This window comes from Bradyrhizobium sp. AUGA SZCCT0158 (genome assembly GCF_018130065.1).
In the GTDB taxonomy this organism is placed as follows: domain Bacteria; phylum Pseudomonadota; class Alphaproteobacteria; order Rhizobiales; family Xanthobacteraceae; genus Bradyrhizobium.
The window spans coordinates 240,515-264,539 of record NZ_JAFCME010000008.1; the positions used below are offsets into that span (position 1 = coordinate 240,515).

Sequence of the window (24,025 nt, forward strand, 5' to 3'; positions counted from 1 at the left end):
ATTGGGGTTTCGGTGAGGCAGCGCCGCGGCGGGATCGCGGCTGATGGGGCTGACGATCGCCGCGAGCGGCCGGTTCAGGGCCCGCCGCGATCGTCCACTGCTGAAATCGGTGGCGGTGTCAGGCCGCCCGCACCGAGTTCAGGAATTTGCCGACTTCGAGCTTCAGGCGGTTGCTGTCGCCCGACAGCGATTGCGCCGCCGAGTGCACCTGCTCCGAGGCCGCCCCGGTCTCGCTGGCGCCCTGCCGGACGTCGGTGATGTGGGCGCTGACCTGGCTCGTTCCCAGTGCCGCCTGCTGCACGTTGCGCGAAATTTCCTGCGTCGCCGCACCCTGCTCTTCCACGGCGGAAGCGATCGTCGACGAAATCTCCGACAGCCGCTCGATCGTGCCGCTGATGTCCTTGATGGCGCTTACCGAATCCTCGGTCGCAGACTGGATGCCCGCGATCTGCCGGCCAATGTCGCCGGTTGCCTTCGCCGTCTGTTCGGCCAACGCCTTGACCTCGGACGCCACCACGGCAAACCCGCGCCCCGCGTCGCCCGCCCGCGCCGCCTCGATCGTCGCGTTCAGCGCCAGCAAATTGGTCTGTCCCGCGATGGTGTTGATCAGTTCGACGACATCGCCGATACGCGCGGCGGCCTTGGACAATTCGCCGACGCGATCATTGGTCTGGTGCGCCTGGCCGACGGCCTCATTGGCGATCCGCGCCGATTCCTGCACCTGGCGGCTGATCTCGTTGACCGAGGAGGTCAGTTCCTCGGTGGCGGAGGCCACCGACTGCACATTGGCGGAGGCTTCTTCGGAAGCGGCCTCGACCATGGTGGTCAATTCCTGCGAACGGATGGCAGTCGACGTTAACACGCCGGCGGAAGCTTCCAGCTCGGTCGATGCCGACGACACCGTCTCGACGATCTCGCCGACCGCGCCTTCGAACGCGTCCGCCATCTTGATCATGTCGGCCTTGCGCTCCTGGGCGGCGATCTGGTCCTGCCTGATCTTGGCATCCGCCTCGTCGCGTGCCTTCTGCTCGGCGTTGACCTTGAAGGTTTCCACGGCCTGGGCGATTTCCCCGATCTCGTCGGCGCGGCCAAGACCCGGCAGCACGATGGCGAAATTACCCTTGGCAAGCTCAATCATGGCCGCCCTCATCGCCGACAGCGGTTTTGAAACCGACCTGCCGATGAAGAAGCCCGCCGCCAGAACCGACACGGCGATCATCAGGATGGCAATCTCGATCATCCGCTGAATGCTGTCGCGTTCGGCGACGTTCAGGCGGTCGGCCTCGGCCTTGATGCCGTTGACCGATTTCGATACCTCATCGATGACCGGCTCGACCGCCGCAAAGGCCTCCGACATCGCCTTGAGTTCACCGGCAAGCATCAGGGCCTGCACCATCCAGGCCTCGAAATCGCGCTGATAGTCGGCAAGCTTCTGCTTCAGCTCGGCCTTCGCCGCTTGCGGAATATTCGTAGCCTCCAGCCCTGCGAGGAATTCCACGTTCCGCTTCTTCATGTCGTCGCCGTATTTACGGTCACGCCGCAGCATGAAATCCTTCTCGAGCCGGCGCATCCTCAACATGGTGATCAGCAGCGCGGACTCATTCAGCGGCTCAATCCGCGATTCGATATCGTGGACCGAGGCGCGCAGCCGGCCTTCAAGCCCGGATTTTTCGTCGAGGCCAAGCTGGCGCTTCTGCTCGACGACCGCGGTGAAATGCGTCTGGTATTTTTTCAGCGAGGCGCTCATCGCCTCGATCTGGCGGGCCAGTTCGGGCTTGCCGACGGCGACGATCTTGCCGTGCAACGCATCGATATCGGCAGCAACGGCTTTGGCAATCTCGATCTGGCTGTCCGCCTTCTTCGCGTCATTGCGCAGCAGGAAATCCTTTTCGGCGCGGCGGCCTTCCAGCAATTCGACTTCGATCTTGCTGTTCAACTCCGCGATGGTGCGCGCCTTGTCGGCGGCATCGCGGTATACCGCCATGGCCTTTTCGCCATACATATGGATGCCGCCGATCAGAACGACACCGAACACACCCACGACGCCGATCGCGGTAATCTTGTGAGTTAACCGCAGAGAGATAATCCGCATCCTGATCCCCTGATGGGCATGGTTACAAAAACGTAAACCCGCCCATCAGGGATAGCGCTCAGTTGTGCAACTTTCGGTAAATTTCCGGATACGTAAAATTACGCGCAATTTGGAAGCTATGCACGCTACAGTGCAAAAGCGTTGAACTTCCGAGGTCGCCCGGAAGAGCGAAACGAGCACCTCCGGGAATACCAACGCCTCTCGAAAGACCAGCGTCTCTTAAAAAACCAACGCCTTGGCCTGCTTGACCTGCGGCAACGCCTGCACCTTGGCGAGCACGTCGGCCGGAATTTCACCGTCGATTTCCACCAGCGCGATGGCGTCGCCGCCCTGCTTGACGCGGCCGAGATGGAAGGTCGCGATGTTGATCTTGGCGTCGCCGAGCAAACCGGCAAAGCTGCCGATGAAGCCGGGCTTGTCCTCATTGGTGACATAGATCATCGACTTGCCGAACTCGGCATCGACGCGGATGCCCTTGATATCGACCAGCCGCGGCTTGCCGTCGTGATAGACGGTGCCCGACACCGAGCGCTCCTGGCGTTCGGTGATGACGGTGACGGTGATCAGGCTTTCGTAATCGCTCTGCGCCGCGCGCACGATTTCGTCGACCACCATGCCGCGTTCCTTGGCGACAACCGGCGCCGAGACCACGTTGACGTCGCCCAGCATCGGCCGCAGCAGACCGGATAGCACCGCCGAGGTGATCGCCTTGATCTTCATTTCGGCGACATGGCCCTCATAGGTGATCTGCACCTTGAGGATGCCGCTCTCGGTGAGCTGGCCCGCGAACGAGCCGAGCTTCTCGGCCAGTTCAATGAACGGCTTCAGCTTCGGCGCCTCTTCGGCGGTGATCGAAGGGAAATTGACCGCGTTGGAGATCGCGCCGGTCAAAAGATAATCCGACATCTGTTCGGCGACCTGCAGTGCGACGTTCTCCTGCGCTTCGGTGGTGGAGGCGCCGAGATGCGGCGTGCAGATCACGTTGGGATGGCCGAACAGCACGTTCGAGGTAGCGGGTTCCTCGATGAAAACGTCGAAGGCGGCGCCCGCGACATGCTTGGAATTCAGGGCATCGACCAGTGCCTGCTCGTCGACCAGGCCGCCGCGGGCGCAGTTGATGATGCGCACGCCCTTCTTCATCCTGGCGAGGGCTCCCGCGTCGATGATGTTTTTTGTCTTCTCGGTCAGCGGCGTATGCAGCGTGATGAAATCGGCGCGCTTCAAGAGATCGTCGAGCTCGACCTTCTCGACGCCGATGTCCTTGGCGCGCTCCGGCGACAGGAACGGATCGAAGGCGATCACCTTCATGCGCAGGCCGAGCGCGCGGTCGGCGACGATCGCACCGATATTGCCGCAGCCGACCACGCCGAGCGTCTTGGCCGTGATCTCGACGCCCATGAAGCGGTTCTTCTCCCACTTGCCGGCCTGCGTCGAGGCGTCGGCCTGCGGAATCTCGCGTGCCAGCGCCAGCATCAGGGTAATCGCGTGTTCGGCGGTCGTGATCGAATTGCCGAACGGCGTGTTCATCACGATGATGCCCTTGGCGGTCGCGGCGGGAATCTCGACATTGTCGACGCCGATGCCGGCACGGCCGATCACTTTCAGCTTCTTGGCTTTCTCGATGATCTTGGCAGTCGCCTTGGTCGCGGAGCGGATCGCAAGCCCGTCATAATTACCGATGATCTCGGCGAGCTTGTCCTTGTCCTTGCCGAGATTGGGCTGGAAGTCGACATCGATGCCGCGGTCCTTGAAGATCTGCACGGCTGCCGGAGAGAGAGCGTCGGAGATGAGAACTTTGGGTTTGGACATTGGTGTGATCCTTGCCTTCCCTATAGGGAGGGTCGGCCTGCGGGGCCGGAATGGGTGAATGTCTCGGAGCGATTTCTTCTCCCTCTCCCCGTTCTTACGGGGGAGAGGGGCAGCTACGGGCAAGGTGCCAGCGGAGAGAGCCCCTCACCCGGATCGCTCAGGCGCGCAATTGCGCTGCCGAGCGATCCGACCTCTCCCCGTAAGAACGGGGAGAGGTTAAAAAGAAAACTCAAGCCGCCTTCGGCAACGCGGCCTTGGTCTCGGCGAACGCCCAGTCGATCCACTGCGTCAGCAGCGCGACGTCGGAGGCTTCCACGGTGGCGCCGCACCAGATCCGCAGGCCCGCCGGCGCATCGCGGTAATAGGCGAAGTCGTAGCCGGCGCCTTCCTTCTCCACCAGCGCTACCAGCTTCTTGGAGAAGTCGGCCTGCGCGTCCGCCGTCAGCGAGGTGATCGCGGGATCGACGAACTTCAGGCACACCGAAGTGTTGGAGCGGATCGCCGGATCCTTGGCCAGGAAGTCGATCCACGGCGTCCTGGCTTTCCAGTCGGCCAGCGCCTTGGTGTTGGCGTCGGCGCGCGCGATCAGCGCCTTGAGGCCGCCGATCGATTTCGCCCAATTCAGTGCATCGAGATAATCCTCGACGCACAGCATCGACGGCGTGTTGATGGTCTCGCCTTCGAAGATGCCTTCGTTGAGCTTGCCACCCTTGGTCAGGCGGAAGATTTTCGGCAGCGGCCACGCCGGCTTGTAGGTCTCCAGCCGCTCCACCGCGCGCGGCGAGAGGATCAGCATGCCGTGCGCGGCCTCGCCGCCCAGCGCCTTCTGCCAGGAGAACGTCACCACATCGAGCTTTGCGAAATCGAGCGGCTGCGCAAAAGCGGCAGACGTTGCGTCGCAGATGGTGAGGCCTTCGCGATCGGCCTTGATCCAGTCGGCATTGGGCACGCGCACGCCGGAAGTGGTGCCGTTCCAGGTGAAGACGATGTCGGAGGCGGGATCGGCCTTGGAAAGATCGGGGATTTCACCATAGCCGGCGTGCAGCTTGGTGACGTCCTTGAGCTTCAGTTCCTTGACGATATCGCTGACCCAGCCTTCGCCGAAGGATTCCCAGGCGATGGTGGTGACCGGGCGCGCGCCGAGCAGCGACCACAGCGCCATTTCCACCGCGCCGGTATCGGACGCCGGCACGATGCCGATCTTGTAACCGGCCGGCACTTCAAGCACTTCGCGCGTCAATTCGATCGCGAGCTTGAGCTTGGCCTTGCCGACCTTCGCGCGATGCGAACGGCCGAGCGCGGCGTCCTTGAGATTTGCGGGGTTCCAGCCGGGGCGCTTGGCACAGGGGCCGGAGGAGAAATGCGGCACATTGGGCCGCGAAGCGGGCTTCGCTACGGTCATATTCTATCCTTCCAGATAGCAAGCCTCCCGTTGGGGGGAGGTGTCCCGCGGCGGTGATTAGGGGAATCGCGCCCGATCGTCAAGGAACTTCGGGCGCTTCCGATATGTCCCTGACATCACAGGTGATTGAAGCATCGACAGCTGTGGACGAGACCGGCTGCTGCTCCAGTAGTCCGGCCGCATCGTTGATCAGCCTGGCGGCCATTCGCCGGCTCGAAGTTTTCAAAACGCTTTTCTCGCCAGCCTGCACGACATATTCGTTGCCGATCCGCACGATCGAAAAATCCTTCATCGAAAATCCCCAGAGTTGCCCACGGCCCCATGGGAGACGCTGACATAGCGGAGACGTTCCTCTCCGTAAAATCACGGAGGCCGAGGTAGTTTATCGCCTGTTAATGGGATTGCAGAGTCACGACTACTCTAGGCAATTGCCTGCGCCGCGACTCAACTTTGCACAAGAATAAAGCTCAGAATCTCAAGGTCATGCCGACATGACTGCGCGCGAACCCAAGCCGTTCATAAAACCGTTGCGCATCGACGCGCGTATGATGCGTCAGCAGCTCGACCAGCTTGCAGCCGTTGGCGCGCGCTTCTGCAACCGCCCATTGCACCAGTTGCTCGCCAATGCCCCGGCTGCGGCAATGGCTGGCGACGCGGACATCCTCGAGCAAACCGCGCGAGGCGCCCTGCGAACTCAATCCAGGGAGGATGCACAGCTGCAGGCAGCCGACGACAGCGCCCTCGCCGTCCTCGGCGACCACCAGATGGATATTCCGGTCGCCCGCGACGCGTTCGAACGCGTCGAAATAGGCCTGCGGCAGCGGATCTTCGAGCCGCTCGCGCGGGCCACCGAGCGGATCGTCCGCCAGCATGGCGACGATGGGACCGACGTCGTCACGGCGCGCGCGACGGATGGTGACTTGCGAAACGGTGACCATGGGGTTTTCCGGTGAATTCAGCGCGCCGGCGGCAGGCCGAGCGATTTTTCGGTCTCGCCGATCCAGCGGCGCACGGCGGCATAGCCGTCGAGATGGAAGCCGCCTTCATGCGCCAGCCTTGTATAGGCCAGCAGGGAGACGTCAGCGAGCGAGACGGCGTCGCCGACCAGGAACGGCGTGATGGCGAGCTGATGCTCCATCCGCGCCAGCGCCGCATAGCCGCGCTTGACCTTGTCGGGGTCGAGATCGGAGGCAGATTTGCCGAGATAGAACATCTGGAAACGGCAGACCGCGATATAGGGCTCGTGGCTGTATTGTTCCCAGAACAGCCATTCGTCCATCTTCGCGGTGGCGAACGCATCCGCCGGAATGAGATCGCTGCCGCGGGCAAGATAGCGGATGATGGCGTTGGACTGCGCCAGCGTACGGCCGTCGTCGAATTCGACCGCCGGCACCTGGCCGGCATAGTTGAGCTTGAGGAACTCGGTCGTGCGGGTTTGGCCCTTGAGCGTGTCGATTGCAATCCAGCTATAGGGCAGCGCGAGTTTGTCGCACACCCACTTCACCTTCAGACAGTTGCCGGAATTGGTATCGCCGTAGATTTTCATGAGCGGCCGCCCTCGTTATGGCGACAGTGCAACAGCCCGCGGCAAATCTGTCAACGGTATCAGGATCGACGACGGACGAGGCCAAGTCTGAGGCCAGATCAGAGCTTGCAGCCCGTCAGAACTTGTAGCCGAGGCCCGCGCGCACCGTGTTGACGGTGGTATCGACACTGGAGGTGAAGCGGAGATATTCCCACTCGGCGCGCAGGAAGAGACCCGCATACAGCATCACGTCGATGCCGAGACCGCCGGCGAACCCCGTGATGAACTTGGAGTTGGCGTTGTCCGTCAGGAACCCGGCCGCCGATAGATTGGGGAGTCCCTGCGTGCCGACATAGAGATAATCAATGTTGGCATCGGCCCTGCGATTAATATTCGCCTGCCCCATCGCAACGCCGACGAATCCATATGGCAGAAAGCCATCGATGGCGTATCCGCCACGTACCCGCAACGAGCCGTAATCGGTGATCTTCATCGAGGCGCTCGAGGACACGCGCGCTGTCGATATGTAATCGGTGGGGTACTGGAACGAGCGACCCTGGGAACCGCTGTTGGCACCGAAGAAGTTGCCGTGGGTATAGTTCAGCTCGACACCGATGACGGCGTCGCTCCACTGAAAATTATAACCGACGAACCCGCCGTAGCCGCTGCCCTGCATATGGGACTTCCCGAGCAGAGGCCATTGCGAGATGTTGAACTGCGATTCCAGATCGAGATTGTTGAGGAGCTTGGCGAGCAGGTCCTGGCCGGAATTGGTGAAGTTCATGTCCGCCGCACCGTGCGAAACGTGGCCGCCAACATAGACGCCCGACCAGGTGACGGTGGTTCTGCTCAACCCGTCCGTGAAACTGCCGCGTAGAATCGGCAAGTCCGGCATATCGGCCGCCTGCGCGCCAGCCGCCGCGCCACACATCACCGCCACCAGCAAAAAACGACGCATCGCAACGCTCCATCGCACACTCTAACTTGCGTTGATCATGGCTCGTTAACCCTAACCAATCGTTATCGCGGGCTCCGATGCGACGTGATCTTGCGGGAAAAAGCCAAACGCATCGCGTGCTCGCGACGGGCGTCAGAGCGTTTTCGAGCGAAGTGGATACCGGTTCGCGTGAAGAAAACGCGTCAAAACAAGATTCTAGAGCTTCGGTTCCGATTCAATCAGAAGCGAAACTCTAGGTGCGGCCGCGCCAAAAGCAAAACGGCGCGGGAAGATCCCGCGCCGTTCTCAATCCTTAACGGATGGCAGCCGCAATTAACCTTTGCGCATCAGCGGCGCCGGCGCATAGACCTGCGGGCTTTCCAGGTTCCAGCGCACGCCGAGTTTGAGGTCATGCGAGGTGATGTTCTTGAAGGTGGTCGGGTTGTTGATGGCGTTGACGCCGTCGAAGCGGCGGAGATCGCCGGTCAGACCGTCGCCCATGTCAAGATAGCGATAGGCCAGTTCGACCGTGAAGTTCGGCGTGACCTTGTAGGCGAGACCGGCGTGCGCCGCCCAGGCAAAATTCCACTTCGCAACATTGTCACCGAAGGCTACGCCTGCGTTGGGCGTATTGGTGTCGGTGAAGTTGGCGATGGAGACCCGCGCACCGCCGACACCGGCACCGATGAACGGTGTCACGCACCACCAGGTACCGAGATCGACATAGGCGTTGGCGAGAACGACCCATTCCGACTTGGTCGCGTTATACGTGTCGACACCGTACGCAGGGCCCAGGTAGGTGAGGTGATCGGTTCCGAAGAACTGCGAATTGCCGCGATACTCACCAGTGACGTCGGCGCGGAACCAGTTGTTGACCTTGTAACCGACGCCGAGCCCGAAGATGCCGGCGGTGCCGAAGCTGTTGTTCTGGCGCGATGCGATGGCATCCGAATCCAGGACGTTGTTGAGACGCTCGACCCGCTGATTGCTGAACCCGATATCGCCGCGCAGATACCAGCCACCGAAGTCTTCGACCACCGGGGGCGGCGCATACTGGGGCGGGGGCGCGATGGCCATGTCCGCGGCGAAGGCCACCGACGACAACAGGGATGCCGCTCCGGCGGCAAGAAGAGACTTAACGCTACGCATTGGCTTCGTCCTTTTGTCCGGTGAGGCGACTGCGGAGGCCTCACATCAAAAACTCACGGGCGGACGATGCCAGCAAATGCTTAAGCGGCGCTTAACCCTAATTTTTAAGGTTGATAATCTCCGAACAATTTTTGCGCGGGCGTTTATGCAGCATGCAACCTGATGCATTTCGGCACAGAAAATGGCGAAACCGCCATACATCCTAACGATGTGTTGCTGAAAACGACACGGATGCTGACCTACCCGCTTGCTTGCCCGCGTCGTTTGCAAACGCTTCGTTAACGCGCGAGCTTCGGCATCTTCGGCAGGAACACGGCGAGCAACCCGAGCGCCGGCAGGAAGGCGCAGAGATGGTAGACAAAGGCGATGCCGGTGTGATCGGCAAGCTTGCCGAGCACCGCCGCCCCGAGCCCGCCGATGCCGAAGGCGACGCCGAAGAACACGCCGGAGATCATTCCGAAGCGATGCGGCATCAGCTCCTGCGCGAACACGATGATCGACGACGTCGCCGAGGACAGGATCAACCCGATGATGACAGTCAGCACCGCACTGCCAAACAGGCCGGCATAGGGCAGCGCCAATGTGAACGGCAGCGCGCCGAGGATCGAGAACCAGAGGACGTATTTGCGGCCATAGCGGTCGCCGAGCGGCCCGCCGAAGAACGCGCCTGCGGCATTGGCGGCGAGAAAGATGAAGAGATAGAGCTGGGCTGCCTGGGTCGAGACGCCAAACTTGTCGATCAGATAGAAGATGTAATAGCTCGACAGGCTCGACACGTAGAGCTGTTTTGAAAACAGCAGCGCCACCAGAACCACGAGTGCGATCTTGACGCGGCGCGCGTCCGGCGCATCCGGATGCCGCTCGACTACGGCGGACTTCTTCGTCGTGATCTGCGGCCGGTACCAGACGCCGATCCGCCACAGGATCACGATCGCCAGAAACGCGATCGAGGAAAACCAGGCGATGCTGGGCTGGCCGAACGGCACCACGATCAACGCCGCCAGCACCGGCCCCATCGAGGTGCCGAAACTGCCGCCCAGTTGAAACACCGATTGCGCAAAGCCATAGCGCCCGCCCGAGGCAAGCCGCGCGATCCGCGCCGATTCCGGATGGAACACGGCCGATCCCAATCCGACCAGCGACGCTGCTATGAGGATGACCGCGTATTGATGCGCGACGCTGAGCAGCAGCAGGCCGAAGAACGTGAACCCCATGCCGACCGCGAGCGAGAACGGCTGCGCCTTCTTGTCGGTGTAGTGCCCGACCAGCGGCTGCAGCAGCGACGCGGTGAACTGGAACGCCAGCGTGATCAGACCGATCTGCGCATAGTCCAGCGCGTAATTGTCCTTCAGGATCGGATAGACCGACGCGATCAGGGACTGCATGGTGTCGTTGAGAAAGTGCGAGAAGCTGATCCCGGCCAGCACGACATAGGCCGGCCCCGCGGCGGCCGCCTTCGCGGCGAGCGCCGGCGACACGTCGGGCACCACCACGGGCGCAATGAGGGCTTCCTCGGAGACGGTGACCGGCTTGTTCAAGGGCGAGATTCCCGAAATACCGACTGGTGAATAATGCCCGTTCCTACGCCGCGCGCGGTGCTGCGACCAGCATCAATAGCTAATGGCTGCGATGCGTTGGGGTGCGCTGGCAGGCACTTCTTCCCTTCTCCCCTTGTGGGAGAAGGGAAGAAGTGCCGGATGAGGGGTCTGTTTCCACAGGAGCAGTTTGCGCTTGAGGAGACAGACCCCTCATCCGGCACGCTTCGCGTGCCACCTTCTCCCACAAGGGGAGAAGGAAAGCATCACGCCGCGGCGGCGTGGCCGAGGGCGGTGACGATGTGATCGACCACTTCCTCGACCAGGATGCGATCGTCGCCCTCGCCCATCACGCGGATCACGGGCTCGGTGCCGGACGAGCGGACCAGCAGGCGGCCGCAGCCGTTGAGGCGTTTTTCGCCGTCGACGATCGCGGATTTGACCTCGGCATCGTCAAGCGGCTTGCCGCTGCGATAGCGTACGTTCTTCAGGATCTGCGGCAGCGGATCGAACTTGTGGCAGACTTCCGACACCGGGCGGCGCAGCTTTTGCACCACGGCCAGCACCTGCAGCGCCGCGACGAAACCATCGCCGGTGGTCGCATAGTCGGACAGGATGATGTGGCCCGACGGCTCGCCGCCGAGATTGTAGCCCTGCTTGAGCATCTGCTCGAGCACATAGCGGTCGCCAACCGGCGTGCGCACCATCTCCAGCCCAATGCCTTCGAGGAAACGCTCCAGCCCGAGATTGGACATCACGGTGGCGACGATGCCGGGTTTGGCGAGGCGGCCATCTTCCTTCCAGCTCTGCGCGATCACCGCGAGCAGCTGGTCGCCGTCGACCACATGGCCGCGCTCGTCGACCAGGATCACGCGATCGGCGTCGCCGTCGAGCGCGATGCCGATATCGGCGCGCATTTCCCGCACTTTCCGACTCAATGCCTCCGGCGAGGTCGAGCCGCATTCCTTGTTGATGTTGAAGCCGTCAGGCTCGACGCCCATGGCAACGACGTCGGCGCCGAGTTCCCACAGCGCTTCCGGCACCACCTTATAGGCCGCGCCGTTGGCGCAATCGATCACGACGCGCAGGCCGTCGAGCGAAAGTTCGCGCGGCAGCGTGCGCTTGGCGAATTCGATGTAGCGGTCATGGACGCCGTCGATGCGGCGAGCGCGCCCGAGGCTGGCGCTCTGCGCCAGACGCCGGTCGATCGGCTCGTCGAGCAATTGCTCGATCTGCTTCTCGACTTCGTCGGACAATTTGAAACCCTGCGGGCCGAACAGCTTGATGCCGTTGTCCTCGAACAGATTATGCGAGGCAGATATCATCACGCCGAGATCGGCGCGCATCGACTTGGTCAGCATCGCGACCGCCGGCGTCGGCATCGGGCCGAGCAGCAGCACGTCCATGCCGACAGAAGTAAAGCCCGCGACCATGGCGTACTCGATCATGTAGCCGGACAGCCGCGTGTCCTTGCCGATGACGACGCGATGGCGGTGATCGCCGCGCTGAAACACCAAACCGGCCGCCTGCCCCACCTTGAGCGCGAGCTCCGGCGTGATCAGACCATTGGCACGGCCCCGAATTCCGTCGGTACCGAAATATTTGCGGCTCATATAACCCCCAGCCATTCCGCGCCTCTCTTAAAGCCATCCGGCAAGAAGCAGCGAACGCGCACCATAGCGTGCACCGGCCTTATAGTCTCCAAAGCGCTAAAATGGCTTCAAAAAATATGATGAATCATTACCGGCGCCGGGAGTCGCGATCGGCGCGCAACCCATTGAAAAACATGATATTTTTCAATCCATACGCTGCCTGGGTACCCCTTAATCGCGTCGCTTGATGCGATGGTCGCCCTTCGACTGCGGCGGTTGGGTCACATTCACGGCGTCCGAACCCGGAAAGGTCTCCTCCAGCCCCTCCTCCAGGGCCTCGTCCAGCCGGCGCTTCTCGGCGCTCTCGCGGGGCGTGCGAACAGGCTTGGGATGACGATCGGATCCGGTCATGGAATGTCCTCACCGCAGGGTTCCGCAGGCCTGATTTGGCTGACGTATCAACCATGCTAGATGACGACACAGAAAAGAAATTCAAGAAGGGGCCGGAACGTTCATGAAGCACATTACCTGCATCGAAGATCTGCGCCAGCTGCACAAGCGCCGGGTGCCGAAGGCGTTTTTCGACTATGCGGATCGCGGCTCCTATTCCGAGGACACGCTGCGCGCCAACCGCGCCGATCTCGAAGCGATCAAGTTCCGCCAGCGTATCCTGGTCGATGTGTCGAGGCGCGATACGTCGACGACGATCCTGGGCGAGCCGGCCGCGCTGCCGCTAAGCCTCGCCCCGGTCGGATTGCTCGGCATGCAGCACGGCGACGGCGAAATCGCCGCCTGCCGCGCCGCACAGGCCGCCGGCATTCCGTTCACGCTGAGCACGATGTCGATCTGTTCGATCGAGGACGTCGCCGCCAATGTCGACAAGCCGTTCTGGTTCCAGCTTTACGTGATGAAGGACCGCGGCTTCATCAAATCCCTGATCGAGCGCGCGATCGCGGCGAAATGCAGCGCGCTGGTGCTGACCGTCGACCTGCAGGTGATGGGACAGCGCCACCAGGACATCAAGAACGGCATGACGATTCCGCCGGAATGGTCGTTGTCGAAACTGATCGACTTCGCGACCAAGCCGGCCTGGGTCGCCGGCGTGATGCGCGGCAAGCGCCGCACCTTCGGCAACATCGCCGGCCACGTCAAAGGCACCGACGATATCACCCAGCTCTCGCAATGGACCAACGCGCAGTTCGACACCACGCTGAGCTGGAAGGATGTCGATTGGATCCGTTCGATCTGGCCGGGCAAGCTGATCCTCAAGGGCATTCTCGACGTCGAGGACGCCGAGGAGGCCGTCAAGACCGGCGCGCATGCGATGGTGGTCTCCAACCATGGCGGCCGCCAACTCGACGGCGCGCCATCGTCGATCGAGGTGCTGCCGGAGATCGTCGATGAGGTCGGCGACAAGATGGAGATCATGTTCGACGGCGGCATCAGGTCGGGCCAGGACGTGATGCGCGCGCTCGCGCTCGGGGCCAAATCCTGCATGATCGGCCGCGCCTTCGTCCACGGCCTCGGCGCCGGCGGACAACAGGGTGTCGCCAAGGCGCTCGATCTGATCCGCAACGAAATGCTGGTGACGATGGGCCTGTGCGGCGTCAACACCATCGCCGAAATCGACGATCACGTGCTGGCGATTTAGCCCCGCTGTCGTCCCGGACAAGCGAAGCGCGATCCGGGACCCATAACCACAGGCGGACCTGTAAGGCACAGCTGGAGCTACTGCTCGGTGTAACAACAGACAACGGTGGTTATGGGTCCCGGCGTTCGCCGGGACGACTCGTTGAGAGTTCGCCCACCCCTCACATCGACTTCGCTCGTCTCGATCCCACAAGGGGAGAGGGAAGAAAGTCACATCGGCGGGGTCAGCCCGTCGCGGCCGACGCTGACGCGGTTGGTTTCGAACGAGCCGTCCGGCAGCTTCTTCATGAACGCGATCACCTTGGCGCCAGCCTTGAGGTCGGACTTGTCGGCGGGGACATAGGTCACGACCGGCGTCTCCGGCGAGACCACAACCTTCTTCTCGCCGCCCTTGTACTTGATCAACAGCGTGTGACCGTCATTGCCGGCTACCGACTGATCCACCGTCGCATTGGTCATGGTGCTGTTGGGACGCAGATCATACGGCCGCGAGCCCTCGCCGGTGCCGCGCATCGCCTCGGGAAACACGTGCACCTCGACCGCATTCTGGCTGCCGTCCGGTCCCGGCACCGTGGTGGCACCGATGAAGGAGCCGACCTTGACGTCGGACAGCGAGATCTTGGTAATCCCGACCACCCTGATATCGCCGGTCATGTGCAGCTTGACATCTTCGCCGCTGCGCGACTTGACCGCAAGTATGTCGCCCTCGACACCTTCAATGGTGCCGCGAACCCGCGTCGGCGTGGGCGGCTGCTGGGCGATGGCATAGATGGTGGACGCGGCCACCATCGCGGCGGCGAACAGCGGGCGGATGAGCAGATAACGATGCTGGGGCATGGGAGATCTCCGGTGGAGCTCCACATAGCCATTGCCCCCAATATTCCAACTCAAACTTTGTTGAGATCGGCCTCGACGATCGCACGAAGTTCTGATGTCACCTCGGGGCGCTTTCCGAACCACAATTCGAATCCGCGCACCGCCTGGTGCAGCAGCATGCCGAGCCCGTCGGCGGTCTGCAGCCCGCGCCGGCGCGCGGCGACAAGCAATGGCGTATCCAGCGGCACGTAAACGAGATCGGTAACCACGGCGTTCGACGGCAGCCGGGCGATATCGAGTTCGAGCGCCGGCTGGCCGTGCATGCCGAGCGACGTCGTGTTCACCAGCAGCCCGGCGCGCGGCAGCAACTCACTCAATGCATCCCACGCCACCGGCAACACGCTCGCGCCGAATTGATCCGCCAGCGCCTGCGAGCGCTCCCCGGTCCGATTCGCCAGATGCACGCGCTTGACGCCGCGTTCGATCAGCCCGAACAGCACGGCGCGCGCCGCACCACCGGCGCCCAGCACCAGCGCCTCCTCGGCACGCTCCCATCCGGGCGCGCAGGCGTCGAGATTATTGATAAATCCCTCGACATCGGTGTTGGTCGAACACAACTCGCCGTTCTCGAACCACAAGGTGTTGGCGGCGCCGACCGCGCGGGCGCGGTCATCCGGCTTCGACAGCGCCAGCGCGCGCTCCTTGTGCGGAATGGTGACGTTGGCGCCGACAAAGCCGCGCAGCGAAAGCCGAAAGACAAAGTCCTGAAACTCGTCGGGCGGCACGGCCTCGATGACGTAGCCGCCTTCGATGCCCAGCGTCCGCAGCCAGTAATGATGGATCAACGGCGAGCGCGAATGCGCAGCCGGCCATCCGATCAGGCATGCGGCGGGAGGTCTGATTGCACGGGTCATCGCAGTCAATTCGGCCATGCCGGCGGCCGAGTCAATGCCGGGGCGGGGTGCCGGGATGTCGCTTGCGGCCAGTGCAGCAACTGGTGCGACTAACCTCTCCCAGCTCTTATGCGGGGAGAGGTCGGATTGCGAGGCAATCCGGGTGAGGGGCATGGCACCATACCCGTCGCGAATTCTGAGCCAGCGGATAGAAGAGCCCCTCACCCCGACCCTCTCCCCGCAAGTGCGGGGCGAGGGAGCAGAGCATCAAACCATCACGCCGCGACCCGGTTCGCGGCGATGATCTGGTCGGCGGCGCGGCCGGTCACTTCGGCCATGCGGTCGAACTGCCGCGTAAAGCCGCCTGCGCCGGCGGTGGCTGATCGCAGCTCCACGATCAGGTCGCCGATCTCGGCCTCCGGCATGGTGGCGCGGACGCAATCCCAGCCGGCCCAGCCCTCGCGGGTGTCGAAGCCGAGGATCTGGCCGCGCCGCGCCGACAGGATGGCGTTGATTTTCGCCGTCGCCTCGGTCGGGCAAACGATCTCCACCATGTGGATCGGCTCCAGCAGCACCGGCTGGCACTGCGGCAGCGCCTCGCCCATGCCGATCCGCGCCGCGGTGCGGAAGGCAAGATCGGAGGAATCGACGCTGTGATAGGAGCCGTCGGTCAGGGTGACGTGGAGGTCGATCACGGGAAAGCCGAGCGGCCCGCGCGCGAGGCTGTCGACCACGCCTTCTTCCACCGCGCCGATATAGTTGCGCGGCACCGCACCGCCGACGACCTTTTCGTGGAATTCAAAACCCGAGCCGCGCGGCATCGGCTTGATTTCCAGCACGACGTCGCCGAACTGGCCATGGCCGCCGGACTGCTTCTTGTGGCGCCCGCGTTGCGTGATCGATTTGCGGATGGTCTCCTGATAGCCGATCGCCGGCGCCTGCGATTTGACGTTGACGCCGAAACGATCCTTGAGCCGCTCGAGCGCGACGCGCAGATGCATCTCGCCCTGCCCCCACAGGACGATGTCGTGGGTTTGGGTGTTGTGGATCATCGTCAGCGACGGATCCTCCTCGTTCAGCCGCAGCAGCGCCTGGCCGAGCTTGACGTCGTCCTTGCGATCGTTCGCTGCCAGCGACATCGCCAGCACCGGCGGCGTCGGTTCGACGCGGGCGAGCGAGGCCGGCGCGGTCTTGCCGCTCGAGAGCGTGTCGCCGGTCTTGATGGCGTCGAGCTTGCCCAGCGCCACGGTTTCGCCGGCTTCCGCCGCCGCCCGTTTGCTGTCGTGCCCGCCACTGACCGCGAGGATGCCGGAGACCCTGCCCGCCTCGCCAGACGAGGATTGCAGCGTCGCACCGTCATCGAGGTGCCCGGCGAGCAGCCGCACCAGCGACAGCTTGCCGCCATGCGGCTGATGCACGGTCTTGAACACATAGCCCAGCGCATCCTTGGGCGAAGACGCGCCGAGGCGCTTGGCGGTCTCGGCCACGCCGGGCGCTTCATGCCGCAACGCCTTCATCAGCCGCAGCACGCCGTTTTCGCGAGTTGCGGCACCCAGCAATACCGGGCAGATCAGGCCTTCGCGCAGTTCGCGCGCGAGATCGTCGAACACCGCGTCGCGCGGCGGCTGGATGTCTTCCAGCAGTTGCTCCATCAGCACGTCGTCGTGATCGGCGAGCTTTTCCAGCATCGAGAAGCGCGCTTCCTTCTCGCGGTCGAGATTGCCGCCGTCCAGCGCGATCACTTCCGAGGGCTTGTGTTCGCGGTAGACAAAGGCGCGCTCCAGCGCGAGATCGACAAAACCCTCGATCAATTCGCCGTTCCAGATCGGAATCTGGCGCAGGACCAATGGCACGCGCGAGGCCGGCTGCAGCGTCGCCAGCGTTTCGCGGATGCGCTTGTTGGCCTTGTCGATCTTGTTCAGAAACAAAAAGCGCGGAATGCCCATTTCCTCGAGCTCGCGCAGGATGATCTGCAGTTGCGGCAGCTTCTTCTCATCGGCTTCGCAGACCACGATCGCGGCATCGACCGCCGGCAGCGCGGCGCGCATGTCTTGCGCGAACTCGATCGAGCCGGGACAATCGATAAAGGTATAGCTGTCGCCCATGAAACTGGTGGTGGCTGCACTTAAGGCCACGCCCATCTTGTGGTGCCGCGCCTCGGGGCTGGAATCGCCGACCGAAGTTCCGGCATCGACGCTGCCGGCGCGGTGGATGGCGCCTGTACGCGCCAATATGGCTTCAAGAAGTGTAGTTTTACCGCTCTGGAAAGGGCCCACCAGCGCAATGCACCGTGGACCTCGGGGACTTCTGACGTCTTGTCCCATTGCCGCCTCCTTGTTTGGAGCTCGGCCCATGATTGGGTCGGCGGATCAGATGCTCCGCCCGCGCGTGCGATTTGGCAAGTCAGAAAAAGTTGCTGCGGTGCATCGTGACCGGCGCGGCGGCGGCCGGCTCAACCGCCCCCGCGGCAGCGGGCGAGCGAGAAAAGTTAACGCTCCTGGCGCGAGTTCCAGGCTTTCCAACCCAACGATGCCGTGCCGGCTTGGGTAGCGTAAGCTCAACGGCGGTGGCGCGATCGAAATTCGCGGAACGGTGGCTCGTCACCTTATTTTGTTCGTCGCGACGCTTCGCGCAGTTCGGTCGGCGTCGTGCCGAAACGGCGGCGAAAGCGGCGATTGAAGTAAGGGACCTCGTTGAACCCGCAGGTCCATGCAATTTCGTTCACCTTCAATCGATCGTGGGCTGCATCCGTCAGCATCACCCTCGCCTCATGCAGCCGCATCTCAAGCACGCGCTCGGCGAAACCAGATCCGCTTTCGGCCAGCAAATCGTTCACGTAACGACGCGACAGGCCCAAACGCTGCGCGACGTTCTGCGACGAGAACGCCGGGTCGTGAAAGCCCGATTTGATGGCCGCAAGAACGTCGTGCAATCGTGCCGCGCGCCCGCCAACGGCCTTTATGCCCAACTGGTCAACGTCCATCGCCTGCGATGCCCTGAAAACTCGCTTCGCTTCAAGCAGATCCCGATCAAGACAAAATAGCTGCATCGGCACGATCCAGACAGTGCCAGTTAAACCAATTGTGCCAGCCAGTTTCGCAACCCGTGGCGCGATTGCAACGCTCGCCAGCAATCGCGAGGCGATGCCACGCGGTGCAAATCGAGGGCCAGCCGGGACAAGCCAATTTGGCGTGCCTTGGTAAGGATGAAACAGGACTTGATGAAATACGACCTGATGAATCCGGACCGGACGATTCAGGGATCAAGACTCATCCGCAGAATTGTTCGGGGGCGACCATGTATCATCTATCGCGGACGACGTTTGCAGCCGCAGCCATTTCATTGGGCAGTCTCTCTGCTGCATTCGCGGCAGATCTCGGACCGCGCCCGGCCTATAAGGCAATGCCGGTCGCCACCGTTTATGACTGGACCGGTCTGTACGTCGGTGCCCACGCCGGTTGGGCCGGCGCCGACCGCTCGTTCGAGCGAACGTTTATCGGCAACGGGGTGGTCACAGTGGTTATCAATCCCGGCTTTTCGCAGCATCCAAGCGGCTTTGCCGGTGGCGGCCAAGGCGGGAATAAACTACAGGTTTGGCGGCCCCGCTGCAGGTGTTCGGCCATCGCTGCCTCACAAGGCTCCGGCAATAACCGCGTATGATTGGACAGGGCTGTACGTTGGCGGGCACACCGGCTGGGCAAGCGCCGAGCGGAACTTCCATGCCACTTCTTTCGCAGGGATCGAAAATATCGTCATGCCGCCGTTCGCGCAAAAATCCAACGGCTTCGTGGGTGGCGGGCAGGTCGGCTTCAATCGACAGGCGGGCAATTGGGTCGTCGGGTTAGAGGCAGACGTTTCAGGCGCAAACCTTGGTGCAACAACCTCCGTCGAATCAAACCAGTCCGGCTCCTTCACCTACAATGTCGAGGTCGACTGGACCGCCACGCTCGTGGGGCGCGTGGGTTACGCCTGGGAGCGCTGGATGGCTTACGGCAAGGGCGGCGGGGCGCTGATGCGCGAGACTTACGGGCTGACAGCTCCGGTGCGCGGCATACGTAACGACGCCCATGCGACCCGGGCCGGCTGGACCGTGGGCGCCGGCATCGAGAACGCCTTCCTCGGCAACTGGTCTTGGAAAGCGGAGTACAATTTCATGAGGTTTGACAGCACCACGACGATCAGCACACGAGCACCCTGTCAAATTCCGCCGGGATCCCCGTCGAAACGAACCTGGATATTCATGCCGTCAAGCTCGGCGTCAATTACAGGCTCGGCAATTACGGCGTCGTCGCCAAATACTGACTGAAGAAAAAGGGCCCGCAGCGCACGGGCCCTTTTTACGTCGGCTGACCGAATTATCGTCCCGGCCGAAGTTCCAGGCTTTCCAATCCGGCAGCGATGCTGACGCCGACCTGGCCGTGCAGGCTGAGCGGCTGCAGCGCGATCGAGTTCGCCGAGCCGCCAACCAGCACGTTGCCGCCGACGCCGATGCCGAGCGTGGCGCTGCCCTGCGCGCCGACATAATTGCCGGAGAGGCCGCCCGGCCCAAGTTGCGCCGACGGCGCGAACACGCCCCACGCCAGCGCGGATTCCTGGGTGATGCCGAGATCGAGGCCGACTTTACGGATGGTGGCGACGTAACGGTCTTCCGGCATGCCGTCGGCACGCAGCACGCAGCCGAGATTGGTCACGGATCCGACGATGAAGCCGATGCTGGCGCCGCCGCGGCATTCGAGAATGCCGACCTGCACCCGCGCCACCTGCTGCGCATTGGCGCCGGCGATCGAGCTGGCCCACACGGCGATGACGGCAGCGGCAAGGAGAAGGGAGCGACGCATGAAGAAATCTCCAGCTGAAACGATGTAATGCGGGCAGAGGATCGAGAAAAGCACGGACCAAGGGCGCGCGAGCCATTCTATGGCATAACAGCAATTGACGTGCCCTAAATAAAAAAGGCCCGCTCTCGCGGGCCTCTTTCACAAGAACTATCTTCAACCGCGGCGATGATGCCGGCGGTGGTGACGGCGCGGAGGGGCATAGCCGCGGAACGGCTCCAGCTGGATGTCGGCAATCCCGGCGGCGACGTTCAACCCGGTCTGGCCCTGCACGCTGAGCGGCTGCAGCGCGTAGGAATTGGCAGGACCGCCGACCAGGAAGTTGCCGCCACCGCCGATACCGACCGACGCGTTGGCGCCGACGCCGCCGTAACTGCCGGCGAGATCGCCGCGGCTGACGCGGCTGTTCGGCGCGTTCACCGCCCAGGCCAATTGGGTCTGTGCGGTGATGCCGAGATCGAGGCCGTAGCGGCGCACGGTGGCAATGTAAGGCTCCGGCCGACGGCCTTCACTCTTGAACACGCATTCGAGGCTGGTCACGGAGCCGACGACATAGCCGACATTCTGGCCGCCCTGGCATTGCAGGACGCCGGCGCGAACCGCCGGTGCTGCATCCGCGCTCGCGATCGGCGCAACGAGCGCCGCGATCGCGATGCCGAAGGTCGTAAAACGTTTTCCGAAGAGCATGAGTCGTCCCCACTTGATGAACTGAATGTGCGGGGGGACAGGAAGGAAGCGCCGTGTCCAAAACATGGCGCTTTGCAAAAAGAAGACTTCAAAACATCATGCGGTTCACGCGTGATGTGATTTGACACGCCTTTTTTCTGACGCGTTTTCTTTGCGCGTTTCTTTGACAGAAATTTTTGGAAACAAACCGGAACCTGTCCCGCATCATGAGCGGAACAGGCTTCGCTTCAAAACGCGTTATCTCAGATTGCCGCAAAAGCGCTGGATGCGTTTGCAGGCGTCCTCGAGATCGGAAGTCTTGGTGGCGTAGGAAATCCGGAACGCCGGGCCAAGCCCGAACGCGGAACCCTGCACCACGGCGACGCCTTCGCTCTCCAGCAGTTCCGTGACGAAGTCCTCGTCATTTGCGATCACCTTGCCCGACGGCGCGGTCTTGCCAATGGTGCCGGCGCAGGACGGATAGACGTAGAACGCGCCCTCGGGCCGCGGGCATTCGATGCCCTTGGCCTGGTTCAGCATCGACACCGCAAGGTCACGGCGTTCCTTGAACACCTTGTTGTTCGCGGGGATGAAGTCCTGCGGACCGTTGAGCGCCTCGACTGACGCCCACTGCGAGATCGACGACGGGTTCGAGGTCGACTGCGACTGGATCGTCGCCATCGCCTTGATCAGTTCGGCCGGGCCGCCGGCATAGCCGATGCGCCAGCCGGTCATGCAATAGGCCTTCGACACGCCGTTCACCGTCAGCGTGCGGTCGTACAGTTTCGGCTCGATCTGCGCCGGCGTGGTGAACACGAAGTCGTCATAGACCAAATGCTCGTACATGTCGTCGGTCATCACCCAGACGCTTGGGTGCTTCACCAGCACGTCGGTGATCGCCTGCAACTCGCTGCGCGAGTAGGCCGCGCCGGTCGGGTTCGACGGCGAGCACAGGATGATCCATTTGGTCTTCGGCGTGATCGCCTTTTCCAGCGCGTCGGGCTGCAGCTTGAAGCCCTGCTCCGCCGTGCACACCACGGACACCGGCACGCCGCCGGCCAGCGCCACCATTTCCGGATAGCTCACCCAATAGGGCGCCGGGATGATGACCTCGTCGCCCGGATTGATGGTCGCCATCAGCGCGTTGTAGAGCACCTGCTTGCCGCCGGTGCCGATGATGATCTGGTTCGGCTTGTAGGTCAGGCCGTTCTCGCGCTGGAACTTGGCGATGATCGCCTCCTTCAGCTCGGGAATGCCGTCGACCGCGGTGTACTTGGTCTTGCCGGCCTCGATGGCGTGGATCGCCGCCAGCTTGATGTTGGCGGGCGTGTCGAAATCGGGCTCGCCGGCGCCAAGGCCGATGACGTTGCGGCCGGCCGCTTTCAGCGCGCGTGCTTTATCCGTGACCGCGATCGTCGCGGACGGCTTCACACGGTCGAGCGCAGCGGACAGAAAAGGCATCATCATCTCCTGGAATGGCATGTGTGGGCACACCTGGTGCCCGTTTCGGGAATGATCCGCGATTCTCAATGTTGGGATCGGCGCACCCTAGAGCGCTCAGCGCCGCATCGCAAGAAGCTTGGCCCGAAAGGCTCAAATTTTACGGGGCCGCAGGCGCGACCGGCGCAATATTTGGACAAATTCTACGCCGAAATGACTCATATCTGGCCAAGGAAACCCGCGACGGAAACCGGCGCGGCCGCGATGGTGTTGACGGCGATCATCCCCGGCCCGCACGCCGCGCCGGGATCTGGCTCTCCGACGCGATCAGGTGCCGCGATGGATTGCTCCGAGGTCAATTCAGAATAGACGTCGATCCATCTCGCAGAGATTTCAAAATCCGGGCCTGCACGTATCGACGACATCGCGAAAGCTTGAAGCGTTTTGATCACAAATCCCGACCACGTGATCCCTGCGTCGAGGCATGACGTTCTGCGCGCGTGCAGTGCGGTAGAGGTTTTCGACTTTTTCCATAATGCGGGTCTTGCGACGCAACCCTAACGGCATCATTGTTTAACCGCGTTGCGGCGATCCGCGCGCGAAAGACGTGCAACTGATCGATTGAAATTCATACGATGTACAAGCTCTATTCGATGCAGCGCTCCGGCAACAGCTACAAGGTCCGCCTTGCGCTGTCGCTGCTCAAGGCGCCGTATTGCGCGATCGAAGTCGACATCCTGCGCGGTGAAAGCCGGACGCCGGATTTTCTGGCGATGAATCCGAGCGGACAGGTGCCGCTGCTGGAAGTCGCCGAGGGACGCTACCTCGCCGAGTCCAACGCCATCCTCTGGTACGTCGCCGGCGGCACCTCGCTGGCGCCGGAGTCGCGGGTCGAACGCGCCGAGGCGCTGCAGTGGATGTTCTTCGAACAGCATGCGCTCGAGCCCAATCTCGGCGCGGCCTATTTCTGGCTGTCGCTGGTCAAGGGCGGCCGCGACCTGCAGACCCACGCATTGGAGGACTGGATGGAGCGTGGCTACGCCGCGCTTCAGGTGATGGAAAACCATCTCAAGACCCGGGCCTATTTCGCCTCCGACCAGCTCACGGTCGCCGACATCGCGCTGTACGGCTACACCCATGTCGCCGACCGCTGCGACTATGACCTCGCGACCTTCCCCGCGATCCGCGCCTGGCTGCGGCGGGTCGAACAGACCCCCGGTTTCGTGACCATGGACTGGCGGCCGGATGCCGAGGTCGATGATCCCGCCAGCGTCGCCGCCGGAGCTTAAGGCACGGGTCGCGATTCACGTTCGCTGGAAGAGGCGTCCAAAGGTTAAGGACAGCGGGAATAACGTTAACCTTTGCCGTGATTTCGCCATTTTTGGCACTCGCGTGCCCCAATATTGCCGGCCACGATTGTGAAATTCCCGGATGCCGCGGGTGATTCGCCCGCGTCCTGAAGGATTTAGACCCATGACACGGTCGCCCGGCACGGCCGGCTTCGAAACCCGCCCAGCGCCAGTCGCTTCCGCCCGACTGACCAACGCCATTGCCGCCTCTCTGGCGATCGGTACGCTGTCGCTGTGCCTTGTCGTCGCGCTGACAGTGCTCTCGATCAAGGTGACCATGGCCATGCCGATTCCGGCGTGACTCCGGCATTTCCTGATTGGACCTTTTCCGAGCG

The 24,025-nt window shown here is 62.6% G+C and carries 23 protein-coding genes; 5 read left to right on the forward strand and 18 right to left on the reverse strand.

All coding sequences use genetic code 11. From position 1 onward, the window contains the following. Positions 1–118 precede the first annotated feature (118 nt). The 11 genes from JQ574_RS14265 to JQ574_RS14315 form a co-directional block, all read right to left on the reverse strand. Positions 119–2,092, reverse strand: coding sequence for a methyl-accepting chemotaxis protein (locus tag JQ574_RS14265; protein WP_212207239.1), 1,974 nt, complete (start codon positions 2,090–2,092; stop codon positions 119–121). Between the two features lie 219 nt (positions 2,093–2,311). Then, a complete protein-coding gene (gene serA / locus JQ574_RS14270) occupies positions 2,312–3,901 on the reverse strand; it encodes a phosphoglycerate dehydrogenase (protein ID WP_212207238.1) in 1,590 nt (529 codons plus the stop codon). Positions 3,902–4,130: 229 nt separating this feature from the next. Continuing rightward, positions 4,131–5,303 carry a phosphoserine transaminase gene (locus JQ574_RS14275; RefSeq protein WP_212207237.1) on the reverse strand — a complete coding sequence of 391 codons (1,173 nt, stop codon included), beginning with the start codon at positions 5,301–5,303 and terminating at the stop codon, positions 4,131–4,133. 79 nt (positions 5,304–5,382) lie between these two features. After that, a complete protein-coding gene (locus JQ574_RS14280) occupies positions 5,383–5,595 on the reverse strand; it encodes a hypothetical protein (protein ID WP_212207236.1) in 213 nt (70 codons plus the stop codon). Between the two features lie 175 nt (positions 5,596–5,770). Next, on the reverse strand, positions 5,771–6,241 hold the full coding sequence (locus tag JQ574_RS14285) for a GNAT family N-acetyltransferase (protein ID WP_212207235.1): 471 nt from the start codon (positions 6,239–6,241) through the stop codon (positions 5,771–5,773). Between the two features lie 17 nt (positions 6,242–6,258). Continuing rightward, a complete protein-coding gene (locus tag JQ574_RS14290; protein WP_212207234.1) occupies positions 6,259–6,849 on the reverse strand; it encodes a glutathione S-transferase family protein in 591 nt (196 codons plus the stop codon). Positions 6,850–6,964: 115 nt separating this feature from the next. Further along, entirely contained in the window at positions 6,965–7,786 is an 822-nt protein-coding gene (locus JQ574_RS14295; RefSeq protein WP_212207233.1) for an outer membrane protein, read from the reverse strand. Between the two features lie 312 nt (positions 7,787–8,098). After that, entirely contained in the window at positions 8,099–8,914 is an 816-nt protein-coding gene (locus JQ574_RS14300; protein ID WP_212207232.1) for an outer membrane protein, read from the reverse strand. A gap of 278 nt (positions 8,915–9,192) precedes the next feature. Continuing rightward, entirely contained in the window at positions 9,193–10,452 is a 1,260-nt protein-coding gene (locus JQ574_RS14305) for an MFS transporter (protein WP_212207231.1), read from the reverse strand. Positions 10,453–10,715: 263 nt separating this feature from the next. Further along, complete coding sequence (gene glmM / locus JQ574_RS14310) at positions 10,716–12,062, reverse strand: phosphoglucosamine mutase (RefSeq protein WP_212207416.1); 1,347 nt, start codon at positions 12,060–12,062, stop codon at positions 10,716–10,718. A 210-nt stretch (positions 12,063–12,272) separates the two neighbouring features. Continuing rightward, positions 12,273–12,452: a hypothetical protein gene (locus tag JQ574_RS14315; protein WP_212207230.1), complete on the reverse strand. Its 180-nt coding sequence runs from the start codon at positions 12,450–12,452 to the stop codon at positions 12,273–12,275. Between the two features lie 103 nt (positions 12,453–12,555). On the opposite strand from JQ574_RS14315, the gene JQ574_RS14320 reads away from it, so the two are divergent. After that, positions 12,556–13,692 (forward strand): alpha-hydroxy acid oxidase, encoded by a 1,137-nt coding sequence (locus tag JQ574_RS14320; protein WP_212207229.1) that lies wholly within the window; start codon positions 12,556–12,558, stop codon positions 13,690–13,692. A gap of 209 nt (positions 13,693–13,901) precedes the next feature. Here the strand turns inward: JQ574_RS14320 and JQ574_RS14325 are convergent, their stop codons facing one another. The 4 genes from JQ574_RS14325 to JQ574_RS14340 form a co-directional block, all read right to left on the reverse strand. Then, a complete protein-coding gene (locus tag JQ574_RS14325; protein ID WP_212207415.1) occupies positions 13,902–14,480 on the reverse strand; it encodes a hypothetical protein in 579 nt (192 codons plus the stop codon). Between the two features lie 98 nt (positions 14,481–14,578). After that, positions 14,579–15,421, reverse strand: coding sequence for a shikimate dehydrogenase (locus tag JQ574_RS14330; RefSeq protein WP_212295363.1), 843 nt, complete (start codon positions 15,419–15,421; stop codon positions 14,579–14,581). Positions 15,422–15,675: 254 nt separating this feature from the next. Continuing rightward, positions 15,676–17,724: an elongation factor G gene (locus JQ574_RS14335; protein ID WP_212207228.1), complete on the reverse strand. Its 2,049-nt coding sequence runs from the start codon at positions 17,722–17,724 to the stop codon at positions 15,676–15,678. 281 nt (positions 17,725–18,005) lie between these two features. Beyond that, positions 18,006–18,449: a helix-turn-helix domain-containing protein gene (locus JQ574_RS14340; protein ID WP_212207227.1), complete on the reverse strand. Its 444-nt coding sequence runs from the start codon at positions 18,447–18,449 to the stop codon at positions 18,006–18,008. Positions 18,450–18,553: 104 nt separating this feature from the next. Here JQ574_RS14340 and JQ574_RS35700 point away from each other — a divergent pair, with 104 nt between their 5' ends. Beyond that, complete coding sequence (locus tag JQ574_RS35700) at positions 18,554–19,060, forward strand: hypothetical protein (RefSeq protein WP_212207430.1); 507 nt, start codon at positions 18,554–18,556, stop codon at positions 19,058–19,060. Beyond that, the gene (locus JQ574_RS14350) at positions 18,963–19,706 is read left to right on the forward strand and encodes an outer membrane protein (RefSeq protein ID WP_212207226.1); all 744 of its coding nucleotides are present in this window, start codon (positions 18,963–18,965) and stop codon (positions 19,704–19,706) included. The genes JQ574_RS35700 and JQ574_RS14350 overlap by 98 nt, the downstream gene beginning before the upstream one ends. 49 nt (positions 19,707–19,755) lie before the next feature. On the opposite strand, the gene JQ574_RS14355 is transcribed toward JQ574_RS14350, so the two are convergent. The 3 genes from JQ574_RS14355 to JQ574_RS14365 form a co-directional block, all read right to left on the reverse strand. After that, a complete protein-coding gene (locus JQ574_RS14355) occupies positions 19,756–20,238 on the reverse strand; it encodes a DUF992 domain-containing protein (RefSeq protein WP_212383609.1) in 483 nt (160 codons plus the stop codon). A 153-nt stretch (positions 20,239–20,391) separates the two neighbouring features. Further along, positions 20,392–20,922 carry a DUF992 domain-containing protein gene (locus JQ574_RS14360; protein ID WP_212207224.1) on the reverse strand — a complete coding sequence of 177 codons (531 nt, stop codon included), beginning with the start codon at positions 20,920–20,922 and terminating at the stop codon, positions 20,392–20,394. Positions 20,923–21,159: 237 nt separating this feature from the next. Beyond that, positions 21,160–22,362 carry a pyridoxal phosphate-dependent aminotransferase gene (locus tag JQ574_RS14365; protein ID WP_212207223.1) on the reverse strand — a complete coding sequence of 401 codons (1,203 nt, stop codon included), beginning with the start codon at positions 22,360–22,362 and terminating at the stop codon, positions 21,160–21,162. Positions 22,363–22,976: 614 nt separating this feature from the next. Between JQ574_RS14365 and JQ574_RS14370 the strand changes: the two genes are divergently transcribed. Both JQ574_RS14370 and JQ574_RS14375 read left to right on the forward strand, forming a co-directional pair. Beyond that, positions 22,977–23,630, forward strand: a complete 654-nt coding sequence (locus JQ574_RS14370) for a glutathione S-transferase family protein (RefSeq protein ID WP_212207221.1) — start codon at positions 22,977–22,979, stop codon at positions 23,628–23,630. Between the two features lie 184 nt (positions 23,631–23,814). Beyond that, positions 23,815–23,991 carry a hypothetical protein gene (locus tag JQ574_RS14375; RefSeq protein ID WP_212207220.1) on the forward strand — a complete coding sequence of 59 codons (177 nt, stop codon included), beginning with the start codon at positions 23,815–23,817 and terminating at the stop codon, positions 23,989–23,991. Positions 23,992–24,025: the final 34 nt, after the last annotated feature.